This is a genomic window from Fictibacillus sp. KU28468, from assembly GCF_026153615.1.
GTDB classification, from domain to species: domain Bacteria; phylum Bacillota; class Bacilli; order Bacillales; family Fictibacillaceae; genus Fictibacillus_C; species Fictibacillus_C marinisediminis.
The window spans coordinates 1,982,445-1,997,736 of the sequence record NZ_CP110666.1 but is presented as its reverse complement, the minus strand read 5'-3'; the positions used below and the strand labels follow the sequence as shown (position 1 = coordinate 1,997,736).

The 15,292-nt window shown below is 43.1% G+C and carries 17 protein-coding genes; 1 reads left to right on the top strand and 16 read right to left on the bottom strand.

Annotation, left to right across the window (positions count from 1 at the left end; all coding sequences use genetic code 11):
• Positions 1-31: 31 nt before the first annotated feature.
• The 15 genes from rpsA to OKX00_RS10310 all read right to left on the bottom strand — a co-directional run bounded on the left by rpsA (position 32) and on the right by OKX00_RS10310 (position 14,441).
• Positions 32-1,177 (bottom strand): 30S ribosomal protein S1, encoded by a 1,146-nt coding sequence (gene rpsA, locus OKX00_RS10380; RefSeq protein WP_265410307.1) that lies wholly within the window; start codon positions 1,175-1,177, stop codon positions 32-34.
• Positions 1,178-1,251: 74 nt separating this feature from the next.
• A complete protein-coding gene (locus OKX00_RS10375; protein ID WP_062235338.1) occupies positions 1,252-1,836 on the bottom strand; it encodes a lysophospholipid acyltransferase family protein in 585 nt (194 codons plus the stop codon).
• 1 nt (position 1,837) lies between these two features.
• Complete coding sequence (gene cmk / locus OKX00_RS10370; RefSeq protein ID WP_265410306.1) at positions 1,838-2,512, bottom strand: (d)CMP kinase; 675 nt, start codon at positions 2,510-2,512, stop codon at positions 1,838-1,840.
• 194 nt (positions 2,513-2,706) lie between these two features.
• Positions 2,707-2,883 carry a DUF5359 family protein gene (locus OKX00_RS10365; RefSeq protein WP_156316371.1) on the bottom strand — a complete coding sequence of 59 codons (177 nt, stop codon included), beginning with the start codon at positions 2,881-2,883 and terminating at the stop codon, positions 2,707-2,709.
• Positions 2,884-2,933: 50 nt separating this feature from the next.
• Positions 2,934-3,596, bottom strand: coding sequence for a flagellar brake protein (locus OKX00_RS10360; RefSeq protein ID WP_265410305.1), 663 nt, complete (start codon positions 3,594-3,596; stop codon positions 2,934-2,936).
• 309 nt (positions 3,597-3,905) lie between these two features.
• Positions 3,906-5,255, bottom strand: a complete 1,350-nt coding sequence (gene ypeB / locus OKX00_RS10355) for a germination protein YpeB (protein WP_265410304.1) — start codon at positions 5,253-5,255, stop codon at positions 3,906-3,908.
• 14 nt (positions 5,256-5,269) lie between these two features.
• Positions 5,270-6,100: a spore cortex-lytic enzyme gene (sleB, locus tag OKX00_RS10350; protein WP_265410517.1), complete on the bottom strand. Its 831-nt coding sequence runs from the start codon at positions 6,098-6,100 to the stop codon at positions 5,270-5,272.
• Positions 6,101-6,457: 357 nt separating this feature from the next.
• Positions 6,458-7,138, bottom strand: coding sequence for a glutamic-type intramembrane protease PrsW (prsW, locus tag OKX00_RS10345; RefSeq protein ID WP_053358033.1), 681 nt, complete (start codon positions 7,136-7,138; stop codon positions 6,458-6,460).
• A gap of 96 nt (positions 7,139-7,234) precedes the next feature.
• A complete protein-coding gene (locus OKX00_RS10340; protein ID WP_053358032.1) occupies positions 7,235-8,200 on the bottom strand; it encodes an asparaginase in 966 nt (321 codons plus the stop codon).
• 92 nt (positions 8,201-8,292) lie between these two features.
• The gene (locus OKX00_RS10335) at positions 8,293-9,273 is read right to left on the bottom strand and encodes a YpdA family putative bacillithiol disulfide reductase (protein WP_256225963.1); all 981 of its coding nucleotides are present in this window, start codon (positions 9,271-9,273) and stop codon (positions 8,293-8,295) included.
• Between the two features lie 150 nt (positions 9,274-9,423).
• Positions 9,424-10,704, bottom strand: coding sequence for a Glu/Leu/Phe/Val family dehydrogenase (locus tag OKX00_RS10330; protein ID WP_053358030.1), 1,281 nt, complete (start codon positions 10,702-10,704; stop codon positions 9,424-9,426).
• 189 nt (positions 10,705-10,893) lie between these two features.
• Complete coding sequence (locus OKX00_RS10325) at positions 10,894-11,811, bottom strand: D-alanine--D-alanine ligase family protein (protein WP_265410303.1); 918 nt, start codon at positions 11,809-11,811, stop codon at positions 10,894-10,896.
• A 165-nt stretch (positions 11,812-11,976) separates the two neighbouring features.
• Complete coding sequence (locus OKX00_RS10320; protein ID WP_053358028.1) at positions 11,977-12,567, bottom strand: genetic competence negative regulator; 591 nt, start codon at positions 12,565-12,567, stop codon at positions 11,977-11,979.
• 89 nt (positions 12,568-12,656) lie between these two features.
• Positions 12,657-13,595, bottom strand: a complete 939-nt coding sequence (locus tag OKX00_RS10315; protein ID WP_265410302.1) for a MerR family transcriptional regulator — start codon at positions 13,593-13,595, stop codon at positions 12,657-12,659.
• Between the two features lie 213 nt (positions 13,596-13,808).
• Positions 13,809-14,441, bottom strand: coding sequence for a CBS domain-containing protein (locus OKX00_RS10310; RefSeq protein WP_265410301.1), 633 nt, complete (start codon positions 14,439-14,441; stop codon positions 13,809-13,811).
• Positions 14,442-14,577: 136 nt separating this feature from the next.
• Here OKX00_RS10310 and OKX00_RS10305 point away from each other — a divergent pair, with 136 nt between their 5' ends.
• The gene (locus OKX00_RS10305) at positions 14,578-14,796 is read left to right on the top strand and encodes a hypothetical protein (RefSeq protein ID WP_265410300.1); all 219 of its coding nucleotides are present in this window, start codon (positions 14,578-14,580) and stop codon (positions 14,794-14,796) included.
• Between the two features lie 4 nt (positions 14,797-14,800).
• Here the strand turns inward: OKX00_RS10305 and OKX00_RS10300 are convergent, their stop codons facing one another.
• The gene (locus OKX00_RS10300; RefSeq protein WP_265410299.1) at positions 14,801-15,253 is read right to left on the bottom strand and encodes a DUF2663 family protein; all 453 of its coding nucleotides are present in this window, start codon (positions 15,251-15,253) and stop codon (positions 14,801-14,803) included.
• Positions 15,254-15,292 lie beyond the last annotated feature (39 nt).

Sequence of the window (15,292 nt, the reverse complement as noted above, 5' to 3'; positions counted from 1 at the left end):
AAGAACTCCGCAGCGGGAGTTCTTTTTTATCTTAATCTTTTTTTAATCCTTTAAGCTGGTCACCGATCATATCGGCAAGCGAGAAGCCTTTTTCTTCCTTCGGGAAGTTCTCACGGATGTTCTGCTGCTCTTTCGCTTCCTGCGCAGCACGGATACTGAGGGAAATTCTTTTTTCTTTCCGGTCAATATCCAACACTTTTACAGTAACCTTCTCACCTTCAGAAAGCACTTCTCCAGGACTTCCAATGTGGCGGTTGCTGATCTCTGAGATGTGTACAAGCCCTTCAACACCTTGTGCGATTTCAACAAAAGCACCGAAGGAAACAAGACGTTTAACCGTACCCTGGATCACTTTGCCTGGGGCAAGACCAGATTCAAGGCTCTCCCAAGGTCCTGGCTGGGTCTCTTTAATGGAGAGAGAAACACGCTCATTATCCCTGTCAACGGAAAGGACCTTAACTTTGACAGCATCCCCTTCTGAGACGACTTCAGACGTATTATCCACCCGTTTATGGGAAAGCTGAGAAATGTGAACGAGGCCGTCAAGACCGCCGATGTCAACAAATGCACCGAAATCGGTTAAACGCTGTACAGTGCCATCAAGCACTTGGCCGGATTCCAAATTGTTCAGGAGCTCTTGTTTCCGCTGTGATTCCAGCTCTTCCTCGACGGCGCGATGGGAAAGAATGACGCGGTTTTTCTCTTCATCGAGCTCCATAATTTTAACCGTCAGAGAGCGGTTTTTGTAATCACTGAAGTCTTCAATGAACCTTTTTTCGACCATGGATGCGGGGATGAAACCGCGTACGCCAAGATCGGCGACGAGTCCTCCTTTTACAACTTCATGAACCGTTACTTCAAATGTTTCATTCTGATCAAACTTTTGTTTCAGTTCTTCCCAGGACTTGACAGTGTCGACCGCTTTTTTGGAAACGGTGAGCTGTTCTTCAGTAAGAGATGTGACTTTTACCGCCACTTTATCTCCTTCTTTTAGAAAATCTGATGCTTTTTCTACGAAAACATTGGAGATTTCATTCACAGGCAATACAGCATCCTGCTTGTAGCCCACATCTATAATGGCCAGCTTATCTTCAACCTTTAAGACAGTCCCTTCAACTACATCTCCAACTTCGAGCACTTTTGTCTCTTCTAAACTTGTGTTCAACTCATCAGCCATTCAACAATGCCTCCTCAATTTCGTATAAGTATATATTTCAACCTTCAATATGAAGGAAGTATACAGTATTCCTTTTACGATACAGAATCCATAAGAAGCTTTTCTATATTTAACATTATAAGGTTTGTTGCATCTTTTGCGGAAGCTTTTTGCTCTCTCATTTCTGTAAAATCGATCGGCTTCCCGAAAATAATGGTGATTTTTTTGCCGCGTTTATACTCGCCTTTAATGGCACATGGCACGACAGCTGCTTCTGATTTAAGAGCGAAAAAACCTGCGCCTGCAAGTCCCTGACCCAATTGGCCTGTTTTGCTCCTCGTGCCCTCAGGGAATAACCCGAGTACTTTTCCCTCTTTCAGTATGCTCAATCCATTCCTTAATGCCTGTTTGTCGCTCATTCCCCGCTTTACAGGAAACGCATTGATTTTTGGAAGGATTGTCTTTAAGACAGGCATACTGAACAGTTCAGCTTTGGCCATAAAATGAACATCTCGTGGTGCGGCCACTCCGACTAGCGGAGGATCAAAATTATTAATATGGTTGCTGCAAAGAAGAATTCCGCCATCGGCAGGTACATTTTCAAGCCCTTGAATATCAATTTTGTACATACTTTTCAAAAAAGCACCGCACACCGCTTTACCGAATTTGTAAAGGTTCACTTTATCCAGCCCTTTCACTCACCAAATGAAGGATTTCATTAACAACATCTTCAATGGACATTGATGTGGTGTCAAGCTCAATCGCGTCATCCGCTTTTTTTAACGGAGCAAACTCGCGCTCTGAATCGCGTTTATCGCGGAGGCTGATCTCTTCTTTCAGTTTCTCAAGATCGGTTTCATACCCTTTGCTTTTATTTTCATCATATCTTCGTTTCGCACGCTCTTCTACAGATGCGATCAAAAACACCTTCAATTCAGCATCAGGCATAACATGGGTGCCGATGTCACGGCCGTCCATTACTACTCCGCCTTCGCTTGCAAGTTCCTGCTGCCGCCTGACCATCTCTTCTCTGACCTCTTGCGGTGTAGCGACAAAGGAAACGTTGTTCGTCACATCCGAGCTTCTAATTTCTTTGGAGACATCACTTCCATCAAGGATGACAGCCTGGCCGTCTCCTGTAATCTCCAATTCTATGTTCGTTTCTTTTAGAAGAGATTGCAGCATGCTGCCGTCATGCAGATCAGACTTGGAAGACAGGGCTTTGTAGGTTAATGCCCGGTACATTGCACCCGAGTCTATGTATATATAGGAAAGCTTGTCCGCGACCAATTTTGCAACTGTACTTTTGCCCGCTCCTGCTGGGCCGTCAATGGCGATTTTTAATTTCTTGTTCATGTTTCCTCCTGCATACACAAAAATCTTTTTTTTTTGAAACCATACGAATAAAAGCAGGTATACACCCTGCTTTTTATAGTTAAGAAATTATATTATTCAACTCCGCTTACAAGGGTATTGTCTGGCTCCAGCGCTTCTGCTTTTCTTAACTATTCATAGGCAACTTTTCGCCATTAACTATAACATAAACGCATCTAGCGGTCTATGGTTTCCATAGTGCCTGGGTTCTTTCCTTTAATGACGCCTTCATAATAAATACTTTTGTTTACGTTCCGTTTCCAAGTGTCATGAGTCAGTATCCATTGTGAAAGGATCAGGAATACAAAATGGATAATGGCCAGCCTTATGAGCAGACCTTCAATTTTTTTCAAGCCGATCAGCCTCCGATACATGAAAATAATATATCCAAGCCTGAAAGGTTCTATTCGTTTAAAAGCTTCTTTTTCTCAGCGAGTTGCTGTTCAAAACAATAGCGGACAAGGTTTTGCTGTGCGGCTTCCCGCAGATTTTCAAAATGGACAGATGCTTTTTCTCTCTCTCCGTCATGCAGGATCCGCAGCACTCTGCATTCTGCTTTCAGATAATGGATAGCGCCTGTCCGCATAGGAAGAACCACACCGCATAAAACCTGCATCCCTTCCTGTAAAGGATGTCCCTCCTGCAAAACAATTCTTAGCCCTCCCGCACTGATATCCGAAGTGACAGTAGTGAAGGGATCAAAAGAAGAGGGTTCCTCTAATGGATGAACCGCAATATCCAGCATGGTTTCGATTCTAATAAATCGCCTCCGCTGCAGCTTTACCAGCGAATTTTCAACCGGATAATGGATGGCCAAGAGCGGAATCCTGTCGATCTTGCGTCCGCATAGTTTTGTATGAAACATATATACATTATGATCATCATGATAAAATGTTGCTTTGAATGCTGTTCCATTCATGAAAAATTCCATTTTCCCTGTTTTTTCATTGAACGGATAATCAATATAGATCTGTTCATCCGACAGTTCCATCACTTTACATTTGTAGCGCGTACCGTGATCCGATACTGCCGGCTCTAAAAATAGAGTGTCTCCTATAGCAAACAACCAAATCCCCCATTATAAGACTATTTTACCATTAATTATGACATATTTCCCAGAAAGTACAAGACCATTTAAAAAAGGGGCCGTCCTGAAAGTCGAAAATTGACCTTCAGGCAGCTCCTTTGACGTGAAAAATCTTCAATGAAAAGTTGATTGGAGTGCAAGGTGCGAGACTCCTACGGGACTAGCGTGGCAGGTGAGACTCCCGCAGGCGCTTGCGCCAAGAGGCTCACCGCACGCCCCGCGGAAAGTGAGCAGCCTGGAGCGGTGATCAACAGCTACCAGACTTCTTGGACAGCCCCTTTTACTATCTTACATGGAGCTGTAATCCGGTTCTCCTTCTTTCAATTTCTTAACCTGTTCTTCGTCTCCGTTTAGTGCACTGATGTAGATTACATACGTTTCGTCGCCGAGAAGACCTAAGAACTCATAACAGTAAACTTCCTGCTGCACATCATTCTTGATGATCGCCATGTGTTTTTCCATGACCTTGAATTTCGGGTTAAGCTTCGTTCTTGCCTGTTTTTCATTGATTTTTGCAGGAGGAATGGTCCGGTCGTGATGGGAAGTCAAGAAATCGGTTCCCTGGTACCCCATTATATCTCCATTGTCCAGAGCAACTTTGATGGAAATGCTGTCCGGATAAATCCTTACGCCATCCTGAACACTTACGAAAGTGAAGACAGCGATGTTATCGTACTGGTTGGCTGAAACGACCTCCATCTTACTTTTCATATGAAGAGTAAGGAACGAAATGGCTTCCTTCTGTGCATCGTTCAAGCTGATCTTCTGGGCCGCTACTTTCCTGTCTTGCAGCACCCATAAAGGATAACCGCCTTTTTTCGTCACATCCATGTAGGTTGTGGCTTTTGTGTCAGGATTGTACATCGTGATGGAATATGCTTTATATTGCGAGCCCTTTCCCGTTTCCTTTACGTTGATCCTTACATTTTTCTTGAGCTGAAAGAACTTGATCGCGAGCTTTTTCGCCTCCTGTTTCGTGATGTTCTTTCCTTCAAGCTTTGATACATTTCGCTTTTTCGCATTATGCATATTCGAAACTTCAGGACCAAAATCCGTCTGAGAAAAACCTTCTGAAGATTTGTCCACGGTCTTAAAACCATCGATAATCGTATTGTCCTCCGGCTGTTTGTTGTTAGCGAGCGCCATTTCAACATCCATCCAGCGAAGGTTGTTTTTTGAAGCCAGTGCTTCGGTCCTGCGAAGTTCATTCTGTATTTCTGAAGAGTTGGCATACAATTTTTTGAGTGTAGCATGTTCTTTATCCGAGAGCGGCTTCTTTTCAAGATCTCTCAGTGAGACACGATAACTGAAATCCCCCATCTTGGTTAAAAAATCTTCCGTCTTATTAAATGGAAGCAAAGAAAGCGGCAATTGCCCAACATTGTTATGTGCTTCTGACGTAAGCCTCCACACTTGGGCCAGTGTCGGTGAAAGCTGGCGCTTGGAGTTCATGGCCAATGTTTCCCCAATTTTGTCATGCAGAGCATCTACATTAAAGTTTAAGTCATGGAATGCACGCTGATAGTTATTTTCTGCCTGAATGAGGATAGCGTTCTTTTGCTGGTGTTCACTGTATCCCCAATACCCTGTACCCGCTATGGCTAATACTAAAAGAGCAATTAATACTGTTCGTATCAATGAAATCACCTCCGTTATTTGGTATAGATGTGCTTACCAATTTTTTTGATTTGAGGCCTTGTCCAGATCCATCCGGATGTCGCTGTATCAGGATTGAAATAATAAAGCGCTTCTCCTGTCGGATCCCATCCGTTCAGAGCATCCATCACAGCTTTTTTCGCTTTCTGATTCGGCGTCAGGTAAATCTGTCCGTCTGCAACGGCTGTGAACGCACCTGGTTCAAAAATGACGCCTGATACGGTATTAGGAAACTCCGGACTTTCCACCCGGTTGATAATGACAGCTGCTACAGCAACCTGGCCGATATAAGGTTCTCCTCGAGACTCACCGTAAACAGCGTTTGCCATCAAATTAATATCATTCTGAGAATAGCCATCGGGGATGTTTTTGCCTGGTCTCGGCTTGCTTACCTTAGCAGCCGGCTTGTTACCTGGCTTTGCCGATGCAGCTTTTTTCCCTGGTCTTGCAGGCTGGGCTGCGTTCTTCCCGCCTCCCTGTTTGACTTGCTTTTCTTTTGGAACGCCGCCATAAGTGGTAAACTTATTGCCTTTGCGAATCTGCTTATGAACCCATCCATAATTGAATTTTGTCTGGTCCGCCAGCTTCTTCTTTGTTGTAAACCCAGCGAGCCCATCAATCTTTAACCCGTTCTCATACTGGAAATTGCGCAGAGCCCAATAGGTTCTCCAGCTGAAGACACCATCTATGGGGCCATTGTAATATCCGATATACTGCAGCCTTGACTGCAGCTCCACTACGTCTTCACCCGTGGCACCTTTTTGGATGACTTGGGGCGTAAAGGCATGAGTGGTCTCCGGAGTGTATCCGGCCATAATACACGACATAGCAACTAAAAAAAACAGCGTCCTTTTTATGTAACGCATTGGTTTTTTCATGAGAAAGTGCCTCCTGTGAAATATTCTCAGCTTTGTATGATAAAAGTAGCTTTTGTAAATCTCAGCATTTTATGCAACGTATTGTACAAGAAAAGCGCACGCGTCCTGCTTAGGTCTGACAAGCGCTGGAGGTCTTACACAGCAACACGTTTTTTGTATTGAGGTGTAAGAGCGAGCGACCAAAGACGAAAACAGTACTCTATTTTCGTTCTCCGAGGACTTAGGAAGAAATAGCTATTTCGTCCTTGGACGCTGTAGCTAGACAAGAATTAGACATAAAAAAACCCGGAGATTTTTATCTCCGGGTTAGGATCCTACATTTTTCTGCCGTGTCAGCCAGGCTGTTTTATGGGCATTTGCGAGCTTCACTTTTTTTAGTCCCAGCCACCATAAGAACAGCATGAAAGGCAGCATGGCGATGAGAAAGTCTTTTTCAAAAACAAGCAGAATCCAGTTATAGATTCCATGCAGTCCGAACGGAATTATGATCGAAAGACTTAAAAACACCTTTTTCCGGGAACCGGATGAAAACTTGGCCTTCCCAAAGTAATATCCACTGATGACTCCGAAAAGAGCATGGCTGGAAACCGGCATTAAAGCTCTGCCCATCGCTTCGTTAACCCCATGCACGTACAGGTAAAAAATGTTCTCCATTGAAGCGAACCCAAGGGATAAGGCCACGGCATAAACGATACCGTCATAAGGCTCATTAAATTCGGCATGCTGATAAGCGCAATAGAAAACAAGAAACCACTTTAGAAACTCTTCGAGCAGAGCAGAAAGAAAAAAGCCTTCTGTAAAAGAAGAAACCATCATTTCCTCTTTAAATCCAAATTGGATGACCATAATCGGAAAAACAAGCAAAGCTCCAAAAATATATAATCGAATGACCATGGAAACAGGCTCGGTTTCATATTTATCTTTTAAATAAAAGAAAGCAAGCAGGGCGACAGCAGGAGCGACCCCTGCCGAAACAATTCCTAACATAGCAGCCCTCTTTTCAGCTGTTTTTTTACAATGGTATCATGGAACACCCAGAATGGAAACCCTAGCTGATGTTTATGAAAAAATTGTAACATCTTCCTAGAAAATATTTTGGATGCGATCTCCCTCACCGGCAGCCAGGAGCACAGCCAGACGAATCCTTGCTTTCTTGCTGTCATAGTCTTTTCCAAGGATAACCCCGTGTTCAGCAAGATCAAACGTACTTCCAAGATAATCATAAGTCGGATATACTTGGCCCTCCTCAGAACTGGTCGTAATGACGACCTTTATGCCAGCATCAACTGCTTCAATAATGGAATTCATCATCAGCGGAGCTACCTGCCCTCTGCCTGCTCCTTCTAGAACAATGCCCTGAACGCCGCTTTCGATGGCCGCTTTAATAAATTTGCCGTCTGCGCCAATATAACATTTGATGATATCAACGGGAGGCACTGCTTTTTCTACAGTATAATATTCCCTTCCGATCGGCTTTTGGTAGGCTACGACCTTATCGTTATCGATAATTCCTAAGTACCCAAAACCAAAAGAATTAAAGCCCTGCAGGTTGGATGCATGGACTTTTTTTACATACCTGGCCGTAAAAATTCTCTCGTTAAATACAACTACTGTTCCCGAACCTTTTAAATCAGGGTCACATGCAGTATAGATGGCGTGCCTCATATTCGTATAAGAGTCACTGCCGATTTCTCCGGGTGAACGCTGTGAACCCGTAACGACTACTGTCCTCGGATCTGCGATGGTCAGATCAAGAAAATAAGCGGTTTCTTCAATACTGTCTGTTCCATGGGTAATGACTACACCATCATAATCTGAATCCTTAAAAAGGTTTTCAATGGCTTCCTTAAGCACGTTAAGATGTTCAAACGTCATATGCATACTCGGGACCTGAAACAGTGAAAAAATACTAACTTCAATATCGTTTGGCAGCTCAATCATTGCCGCCAGCTCTTCCCCCGTCAGAGCGCCTGAAGATAGAAGGCCTGACGTTTCATTCGGCTTGCTGGCAATGGTTCCGCCAGTAGTTATCAACGCTACTTTTTTCATATGTAAACACCTCTTAAGTATCATAACACATGCTTTTCACCGCAAAAACCCACCAATTAATCGGCTTACATAAATAAAAGCAGCACCTGTTTTTATTTATGAGATGCCGATAACGTATCGGCGATCAGTCCGCCATGGAACCTTCCATTCTCAATAAAGATCTCATTAGCATTGTTGCCTGCAGCAATGACACCGCAGATGAACACATTTTCCACATTCGTTTCCATCGTCTCAGGATTGTGGGCGGGCCGGCCTGTTTCATGGTCAATATGGATACCGATTTTTTCAAGGAACCCGTGATCCGGATGATATCCTGTCATGGCAAACACAAAATCTGCCTTGACCGTTTCTTTTTCTCCGTTTTTATCAAAGGTTACTGTATTTTTTCCGATTTCAAGAACGTTGGACTGAAAATGCATGGCGATCTTGCCGCTGTTTACATGCGATACAAACTCTGGCAATACCCATGGTTTTACACTCTTCGAATAATCCTCACCCCGGTAGAGAACCGTCACCCTCGCACCGGCTTTTTGAAGTTCAAGCGCTGTATCGACCGCCGAGTTTTTTCCGCCGATCACCGTCACGTCTTTATCATAATAAGGATGACCTTCCTTAAAATAATGAAAAACATGCTGCTGCTCCTCACCTTGTATGTTCATATAGGTCGGATTATCATAGTATCCTGTCGCAATTATAACAGCCTTCGCCTCGTATTCATTGGAGTCACCTTTAGCCGTTTCTGTCTGGACATGATAAGTTGTACTGTCCCCTTTTTGTACAGCAGTTACTTTCTCAAACGTGCGGATGTTCAGTTCTTTCCGTTTGGCCACCTCGCGATAGTAAGTCAGTGCGTGGATTCTTCTCGGTTTTCTTTCCTCATTGACAAAAGGTACATCACCAATTTCAAGTTTTTCACTAGTGCTGAAAAACGTTTGGTGAGTCGGGTAGTTATAGATTGACTCCACGATATTCCCCTTCTCGATCACCACATAGGAAAGCCCTTTTTCCTTCACAGCGATGGCTGCGGATAAGCCGCACGGCCCCCCGCCGATAATACAAACATCGTACTTCATTTCTCCACTCTCCTGGTTCACAAATCTATAGCTTGCTCTATTTATATAGGCTCACACATAGCCTTTCATTAATAAAAATGATTTATCCCTTAAACCATAAAAAACCCCTATCAATTAATGATAGGGGATTCTGCTGGCATTTGCAAAAGATTAAATCCATCCTCTGAAACGGGAGGCTTCAGCCATCTTGCGCACGCCTACCATATAGGCTGCGAGGCGCATGTTTACTTTACGGTTCATGGCCGTTGTGTAAACGTTATTAAAAGATTTCACCATTACAGTTTCAAGCTTCTCTTCTACTTCTTCTTCTGTCCAATAATATCCCTGGTTGTTCTGTACCCACTCGAAATAGGAAACCGTTACACCGCCGGCACTTGCCAGTACGTCCGGTACAAGAAGGATGCCGCGTTCTGTTAAAATCTTTGTTCCTTCAAGTGTTGTAGGCCCATTGGCTGCTTCGACTACGATGGAAGCTTTAATATTATGGGCATTTTCTGCTGTAATCTGATTTTCAATCGCTGCAGGAACAAGAATATCGCAATCCAGTTCTAAAAGCTCTTTGTTGGATATGGTATCCTTGAATAATTTAGTAACCGTACCAAAGCTGTCGCGCCTTTCCAAGAGATAGTCAATATCAAGCCCTTCTGGATCGTGGAGTGCACCATAAGCATCAGAGATCCCAATGACTTTTGCGCCTGAATCATGCATAAACTTTGCTAAGAAGCTGCCTGCGTTTCCGAATCCCTGGATAACGACTCTTGCACCCTCAATTTCAAACCCGCGTTTTGCAGCTGCTTCTCGAATGCAGATCGTTACTCCTTTTGCTGTAGCTGTTTCACGGCCGTGTGAACCGCCTAGAACTAGCGGCTTGCCTGTGATGAAGCCAGGTGAGTCGAATTCTCTGATCCGGCTGTATTCATCCATCATCCAGGCCATGATTTGAGAGTTGGTAAACACGTCTGGTGCCGGAATGTCCTTTGTTGGACCAACAAGCTGGCTGATCGCACGTACATAACCGCGGCTTAGACGCTCCAGTTCACGGAACGACATGTTGCGGGGATCACAAATGATTCCCCCTTTACCTCCGCCGTATGGAAGATCCACAATTCCTGCTTTTAAGCTCATCCAAATCGAAAGTGCTTTCACTTCTGTCTCTGTTACACTCGGGTGAAAGCGGACTCCCCCTTTAGTCGGGCCGACTGCGTCATTATGCTGGGAACGGTATCCCGTAAATATTTTAGTAGAGCCATCATCCATTTTTACCGGGATGCGGACAGTCAGCATCCGGATCGGTTCTTTGAGAAGTTCATATACTTCTTCAGGGTACCCTAATTTATCAAGTGCTTCCCCAATCACTGATTGTGTTGCGGTTAGCACGTTATTATTTTCATGGTTATCAGATTTGTGATCTGCTGCGTTTTGGGCAGTCATTTGGTTACCTCCCATTATTGTCACCTCTAAAGTTTAGTCAATCTTCAGAGACAGTATACACCTTTGTTAGTCCTATGAGAAGGGGATTTTCAAGATAATCGCGAAAAAGGTAAGCGCTTTCGGTACTTTTTTACTATCAGCCGGCCGGCATAATGAAGCCCCCCCTAGACTTGAAGGGAGGGCGGCCGTTTATTTTTGAAGCGAAAGCTGAATGAGCTTCTCGATCATATCAGGGTAAGAAAGACCTACTTCTTTCGCCGCGTCCGGGAATAAGCTGGTTGGTGTCATTCCCGGCAGCGTATTGACTTCAAGAATGACAGGTTCACTTCCGTCGCTCGGTATAATGAAATCAACTCTGGAATAAACTTCGCACCCCAATACCTCATGAGCCAAAACGGCTTGTTTCTGAAGCAATGATGTGGTTTTTTCATCAAGGCGTGCCGGTACATAATGAACACTTCCGCCTTCCGCATACTTGGATTCATAATCGTAATATTCATTTTTTGGGACAATCTCAACGACAGGGAGAGCATTGACATTTCCTTTTTCCCCCATAACCGCCACTGTCACTTCTTTGCCGGAAACAAATTCTTCAACCATTACTGTATGATCATGCAAAAGGGCTGATGCGATGCCTTTCAGCATTTCATCTTTGTTTTTTGCGATGGTCAATCCGATCGTAGAGCCCTCATGATTCGGTTTGACGACAAGTGGAAATCCGAAAGGAACATCGAGTTTATCCTCGCGGTAGAGCTTTTTCTCCAAAACAACCTCTTTAGCTGTTCTGATTCCAGCATTTTTAAAAAACTGTTTGGAACGGGCTTTATCCATTGCCAGTGCCGATGCAAGAACACCAGAACCAACATAAGGAATCTTCAGCATATCAAGCAAGCTTTGCAGCCTGCCGTCCTCACCGTATTTTCCATGCAATCCGATGAATACGATATCTGCATTCAGCTGAATGATTTCTTCCAGTCGATCAGGATGAAAGTCCACTCCGATTACTTCATGCCCTTTCGCTTCCAAAGCGTTCATAATCTGTTTTCCACTAGATAAGGATACCTCGCGCTCAGCGGATACTCCTCCGTATAAAACTGCAATTTTCATTTGTGTAATCACTCCCACCCCAAAAATATATGTAGTTCATTATATTCCCTGCCACTTTTTGTGAGCTTTTCTATAAGGAAATCCCATATATCATACCATGTTTGCAGGTTGATGTAATGGCTAATGTGTTTTTTTTAAATAAAAAACTCCCGGATTTTCGGGAGTTTAATTAAAATAAGAATTGATTTGGGAAATTGCATTGCTTTCCATCAGGGCTTTGCCGTATTCGATCACTCTGTAGCTCGTAATGGTAGAAGAACTGCCAAATTCAGCTAATAATGCAATGAGTGTATCCAGTTCAATATCGGGAAGATCCTGTTCTTCAAACTTCAGATAGAAACAGTTTTCAAATGAATAGAGTGTTCCACCGTCAATGCTGAGCTGACCAAGGCGTTTTGCCAATGATATGACATCTTCAAAGGAAGAAAATTCATAGAAGATTTCGTCACTTTCATCCAAGGTTACTTGCATTTCAATATAGTCTTCATCATATTCATCTTCGAGTTCATACTCGTTATGACCTTTTGTCACAATGACCACCATTCCTTGCGCCGGTAAAGCAAAAACTTCAACAGCAATCGGTCCGTCTGCTTTGAATCCCACTTCGTCGTCTGCTTCGGTCATCATATCTCTGAATAGTTGGTGAACTTTAGGAATATCCTGCCATATTTCATCTTTGGAGATTCCGCGTTCTTTTAAATCATCAAACGTTAGGAAGATCTTGATCTTGTTATAAGTTAATCGCTCTACCCGCATTTCTGGTCCCCCTTACGATCGATTCCGCAACTCTTTAATACACTATATGAGTGAGAAGGAAGTTGGTGCTAAACTTCTCTTACCACACTTTAATGATCAAGAGCCGGTCGCTTTTCTTGTTTTAATTTTTTATGAATCCATTGTTCCCAATCTGTTTTGGTGTTCCCTATTATGATGTCTTTAAATTTGGTTTTTATATCATTGGATAAATATTCAATTCCCAGTCCTCCTAAGCCGATTTGAAGGTTTGGATACTCTTTATCCACCTTTTCAAGCCATTTTAGGGTCTGAGAAGTATGTTGTTCCATCGTACAGGAAACAACTAGCAATTTAGGGTCGATTTCTTTAATGACAACATTAAGATCCTCGGGAGGGATTCCTTCACCGAGATAGATGACTTCAAACCCTTTTTGCCTCAAGTACAGTGTGAAGATCAGTAAACCTAATTCATGGGTCTCTTTTAATCCGCAAACCGCCATTACTTTTGGCAAGTAACCGTCGACAGGAAGATGATAGAGTATGTTCCCGATCTTCGCCTTCAAAAAAGAGGTCGAATAATGCTCATGGGCAACCGTAATTTTATGGTTCTCCCACATATGGCCGATTTTTACGAGTAAAGAGCCTAGTATATCAATCGTTACTTTTTCTATGGTAAACAGGCTGAATGCACGGTCCAAAACTTCCTTGGCTTTGTTTTCATGGAAAGAAAGGAGTGCTGACAGCAGCTCGTCCGCCAGTTGGACAGCCTTATCCTTCTGGCTGCTGTTCTCGACGACGAACTGATCGATGTTATTTTCATGATGTTCAAGCAGATCTACAGCCTGGCTAATGGTGAAACCGTGATTAATTTTATTCATGAGCCATTTAATGATATAGATGTGTTCATCCGTATATAGCCTGTGGCCAGCTTCATTGCGCTTGGGCTGGATGATGGAATATCTCCTCTCCCAGGCTCTTAATGTTCCCGCCTGGATTCCAAGCATTTTTGAAACGGCTTTAATATTGTATTTCCCTTCCTGTGAAGCCATTTCTATATCCTCCAATAGCTGATTATACCTATAAGTATAGCGGACTGCTTACCTTGTGTAAAATTTGTACAACGCCTCACAAATATACTCGTACATGCATAGAACTAAAAAGATAGGGAGTATGATGTTAATCCCCGTTAATAACTTTTTGTAAAACACATTTTAACTGAAAATTGATAAAAAGGACAGCCCCGGTATACAGGGCTGGCCGGATCAATCCTCATGTATGCTTAAAATTCTGAATCCAGACTGGCTGAGCTTTTCCACAAACTTTTCAAGATTTGGTGTTTTTTCCACTTTCATTACCATCCGTCTTACGAGCTGATCCGTTTCATCAAATGTAGTCAGTGAGATAATATTCTCGTGAAATTGCTTTGTAATCTCAGACAATCGGGCAATCCTCCCTTCCGTTTCAAGGGAAGCGAAGGATATTCTAATCCCGGGCTTTTTCATGCCGAACGCGCTTTGAAACTGCTCCAGCACATCATACCGGGTAACGACGCCAAGCAATTGATTATGTTTGTCAGTTACGGCAACGATCGGCATATCCTTTACCATCAGCAGGGTCCTTTCAAACATTTCATCTTCACTGATGGTCAGGTTTCTGCAGCAGGCAATATCGCCGGCTTTTGTTTTTGCTAAAAATTGCTCCTTTGTCTTGCCGCTCGCAAAAAAAGCTTCATAGATGGAATGCCGTGTAAGAATCCCTTTAAACCTGTTATCAGAGACGACCGGAACTCCGTCAATATCATACTTTTGCAGAAGATCAAGCACTTGTTTTGCAGACTCTTTTTCCTTCACAAAATGTGTCTTACGCAGTGGGATCATATTGCTTTTTACAAACATACCCTTTCACTTCCTCCCCGCAGCCACTCGTTTTAAATTTTAAGAATATTTAAAATCTTTTATTGAAAATACTGTAAAATTGACTTATCATTGAATTAACCAGTGAAAAACTTAAAAAAGAATGGAGAGGAACATCATGACTTTATTAAAAATCAAGACAAAATCTCTCGTGTTAAATAAAGATCTAAGGTATAACGAAAAACTTGGACTCCCAGTTGAAGTCTATTGTCCGAATTCCCATAGAACTATAGCTTTCGGGCGCATCGAGACGATGAATGACCATTTTGTAGTCATTAATTCAGAGAAACATTCCATCGCTGATCACTTCTTTTTCGGATGCCCCAGCGCGATCTAGCTCTTCATTTATGATACAGATTTATGTTGTACTCAGATTTAACATACTCCAATACCTGATACCTGTTCTTCCACATTTCCGGCCTTGGCCATAAATCGTCTCCGCGTTCAATAATCTCTTTCCTGATGCTTTCATATTCATCATCTGCTTTTGCACATTTCTTATTGAGCCGTTTCCACTGAACCCCTGCCACTAGAAAATAAATCCCGATAAACCAGATCATCCTGTCACCTGCGAGTGAAAACAACGCCGCCCGTACACTTTCAGCATGGGTTAACTTAAAACCATACAAGTAGATCAACGACAGGCAGCCCATGAGCGAACTATAAAACGCCCACCATTTCATCTGTCTATCATACTGGTCTTTCTGTTCTTTCTTTTCAATCAGCGTCTGAAGCACCACTTTGCAGATTTCTGAGATAAAAGGCTCGACCTTCCAGTAGTTGATTGCGTTCATATAAGCCCCCTCCTGCTTCAACGTATGCAAAATAAGATT

Coding starts and splice junctions, on each gene's coding strand:
- OKX00_RS10310 (WP_265410301.1), bottom strand. CDS start 14,441: ATGTTTGTAAAAAGCAATATGATCCCACTGCGTAAGACACATTTTGTG.
- OKX00_RS10300 (WP_265410299.1), bottom strand. CDS start 15,253: ATGAACGCAATCAACTACTGGAAGGTCGAGCCTTTTATCTCAGAAATC.
- OKX00_RS10330 (WP_053358030.1), bottom strand. CDS start 10,704: ATGACTGCCCAAAACGCAGCAGATCACAAATCTGATAACCATGAAAAT.
- rpsA (WP_265410307.1), bottom strand. CDS start 1,177: ATGGCTGATGAGTTGAACACAAGTTTAGAAGAGACAAAAGTGCTCGAA.
- OKX00_RS10305 (WP_265410300.1), top strand. CDS start 14,578: ATGACTTTATTAAAAATCAAGACAAAATCTCTCGTGTTAAATAAAGAT.
- OKX00_RS10320 (WP_053358028.1), bottom strand. CDS start 12,567: ATGCGGGTAGAGCGATTAACTTATAACAAGATCAAGATCTTCCTAACG.
- OKX00_RS10340 (WP_053358032.1), bottom strand. CDS start 8,200: ATGAAAAAAGTAGCGTTGATAACTACTGGCGGAACCATTGCCAGCAAG.
- OKX00_RS10315 (WP_265410302.1), bottom strand. CDS start 13,595: ATGGCTTCACAGGAAGGGAAATACAATATTAAAGCCGTTTCAAAAATG.
- prsW (WP_053358033.1), bottom strand. CDS start 7,138: ATGTTAGGAATTGTTTCGGCAGGGGTCGCTCCTGCTGTCGCCCTGCTT.
- cmk (WP_265410306.1), bottom strand. CDS start 2,512: ATGAACAAGAAATTAAAAATCGCCATTGACGGCCCAGCAGGAGCGGGC.
- sleB (WP_265410517.1), bottom strand. CDS start 6,100: ATGTCGTGTATTATGGCCGGATACACTCCGGAGACCACTCATGCCTTT.
- OKX00_RS10325 (WP_265410303.1), bottom strand. CDS start 11,811: ATGAAAATTGCAGTTTTATACGGAGGAGTATCCGCTGAGCGCGAGGTA.
- OKX00_RS10335 (WP_256225963.1), bottom strand. CDS start 9,273: ATGAAGTACGATGTTTGTATTATCGGCGGGGGGCCGTGCGGCTTATCC.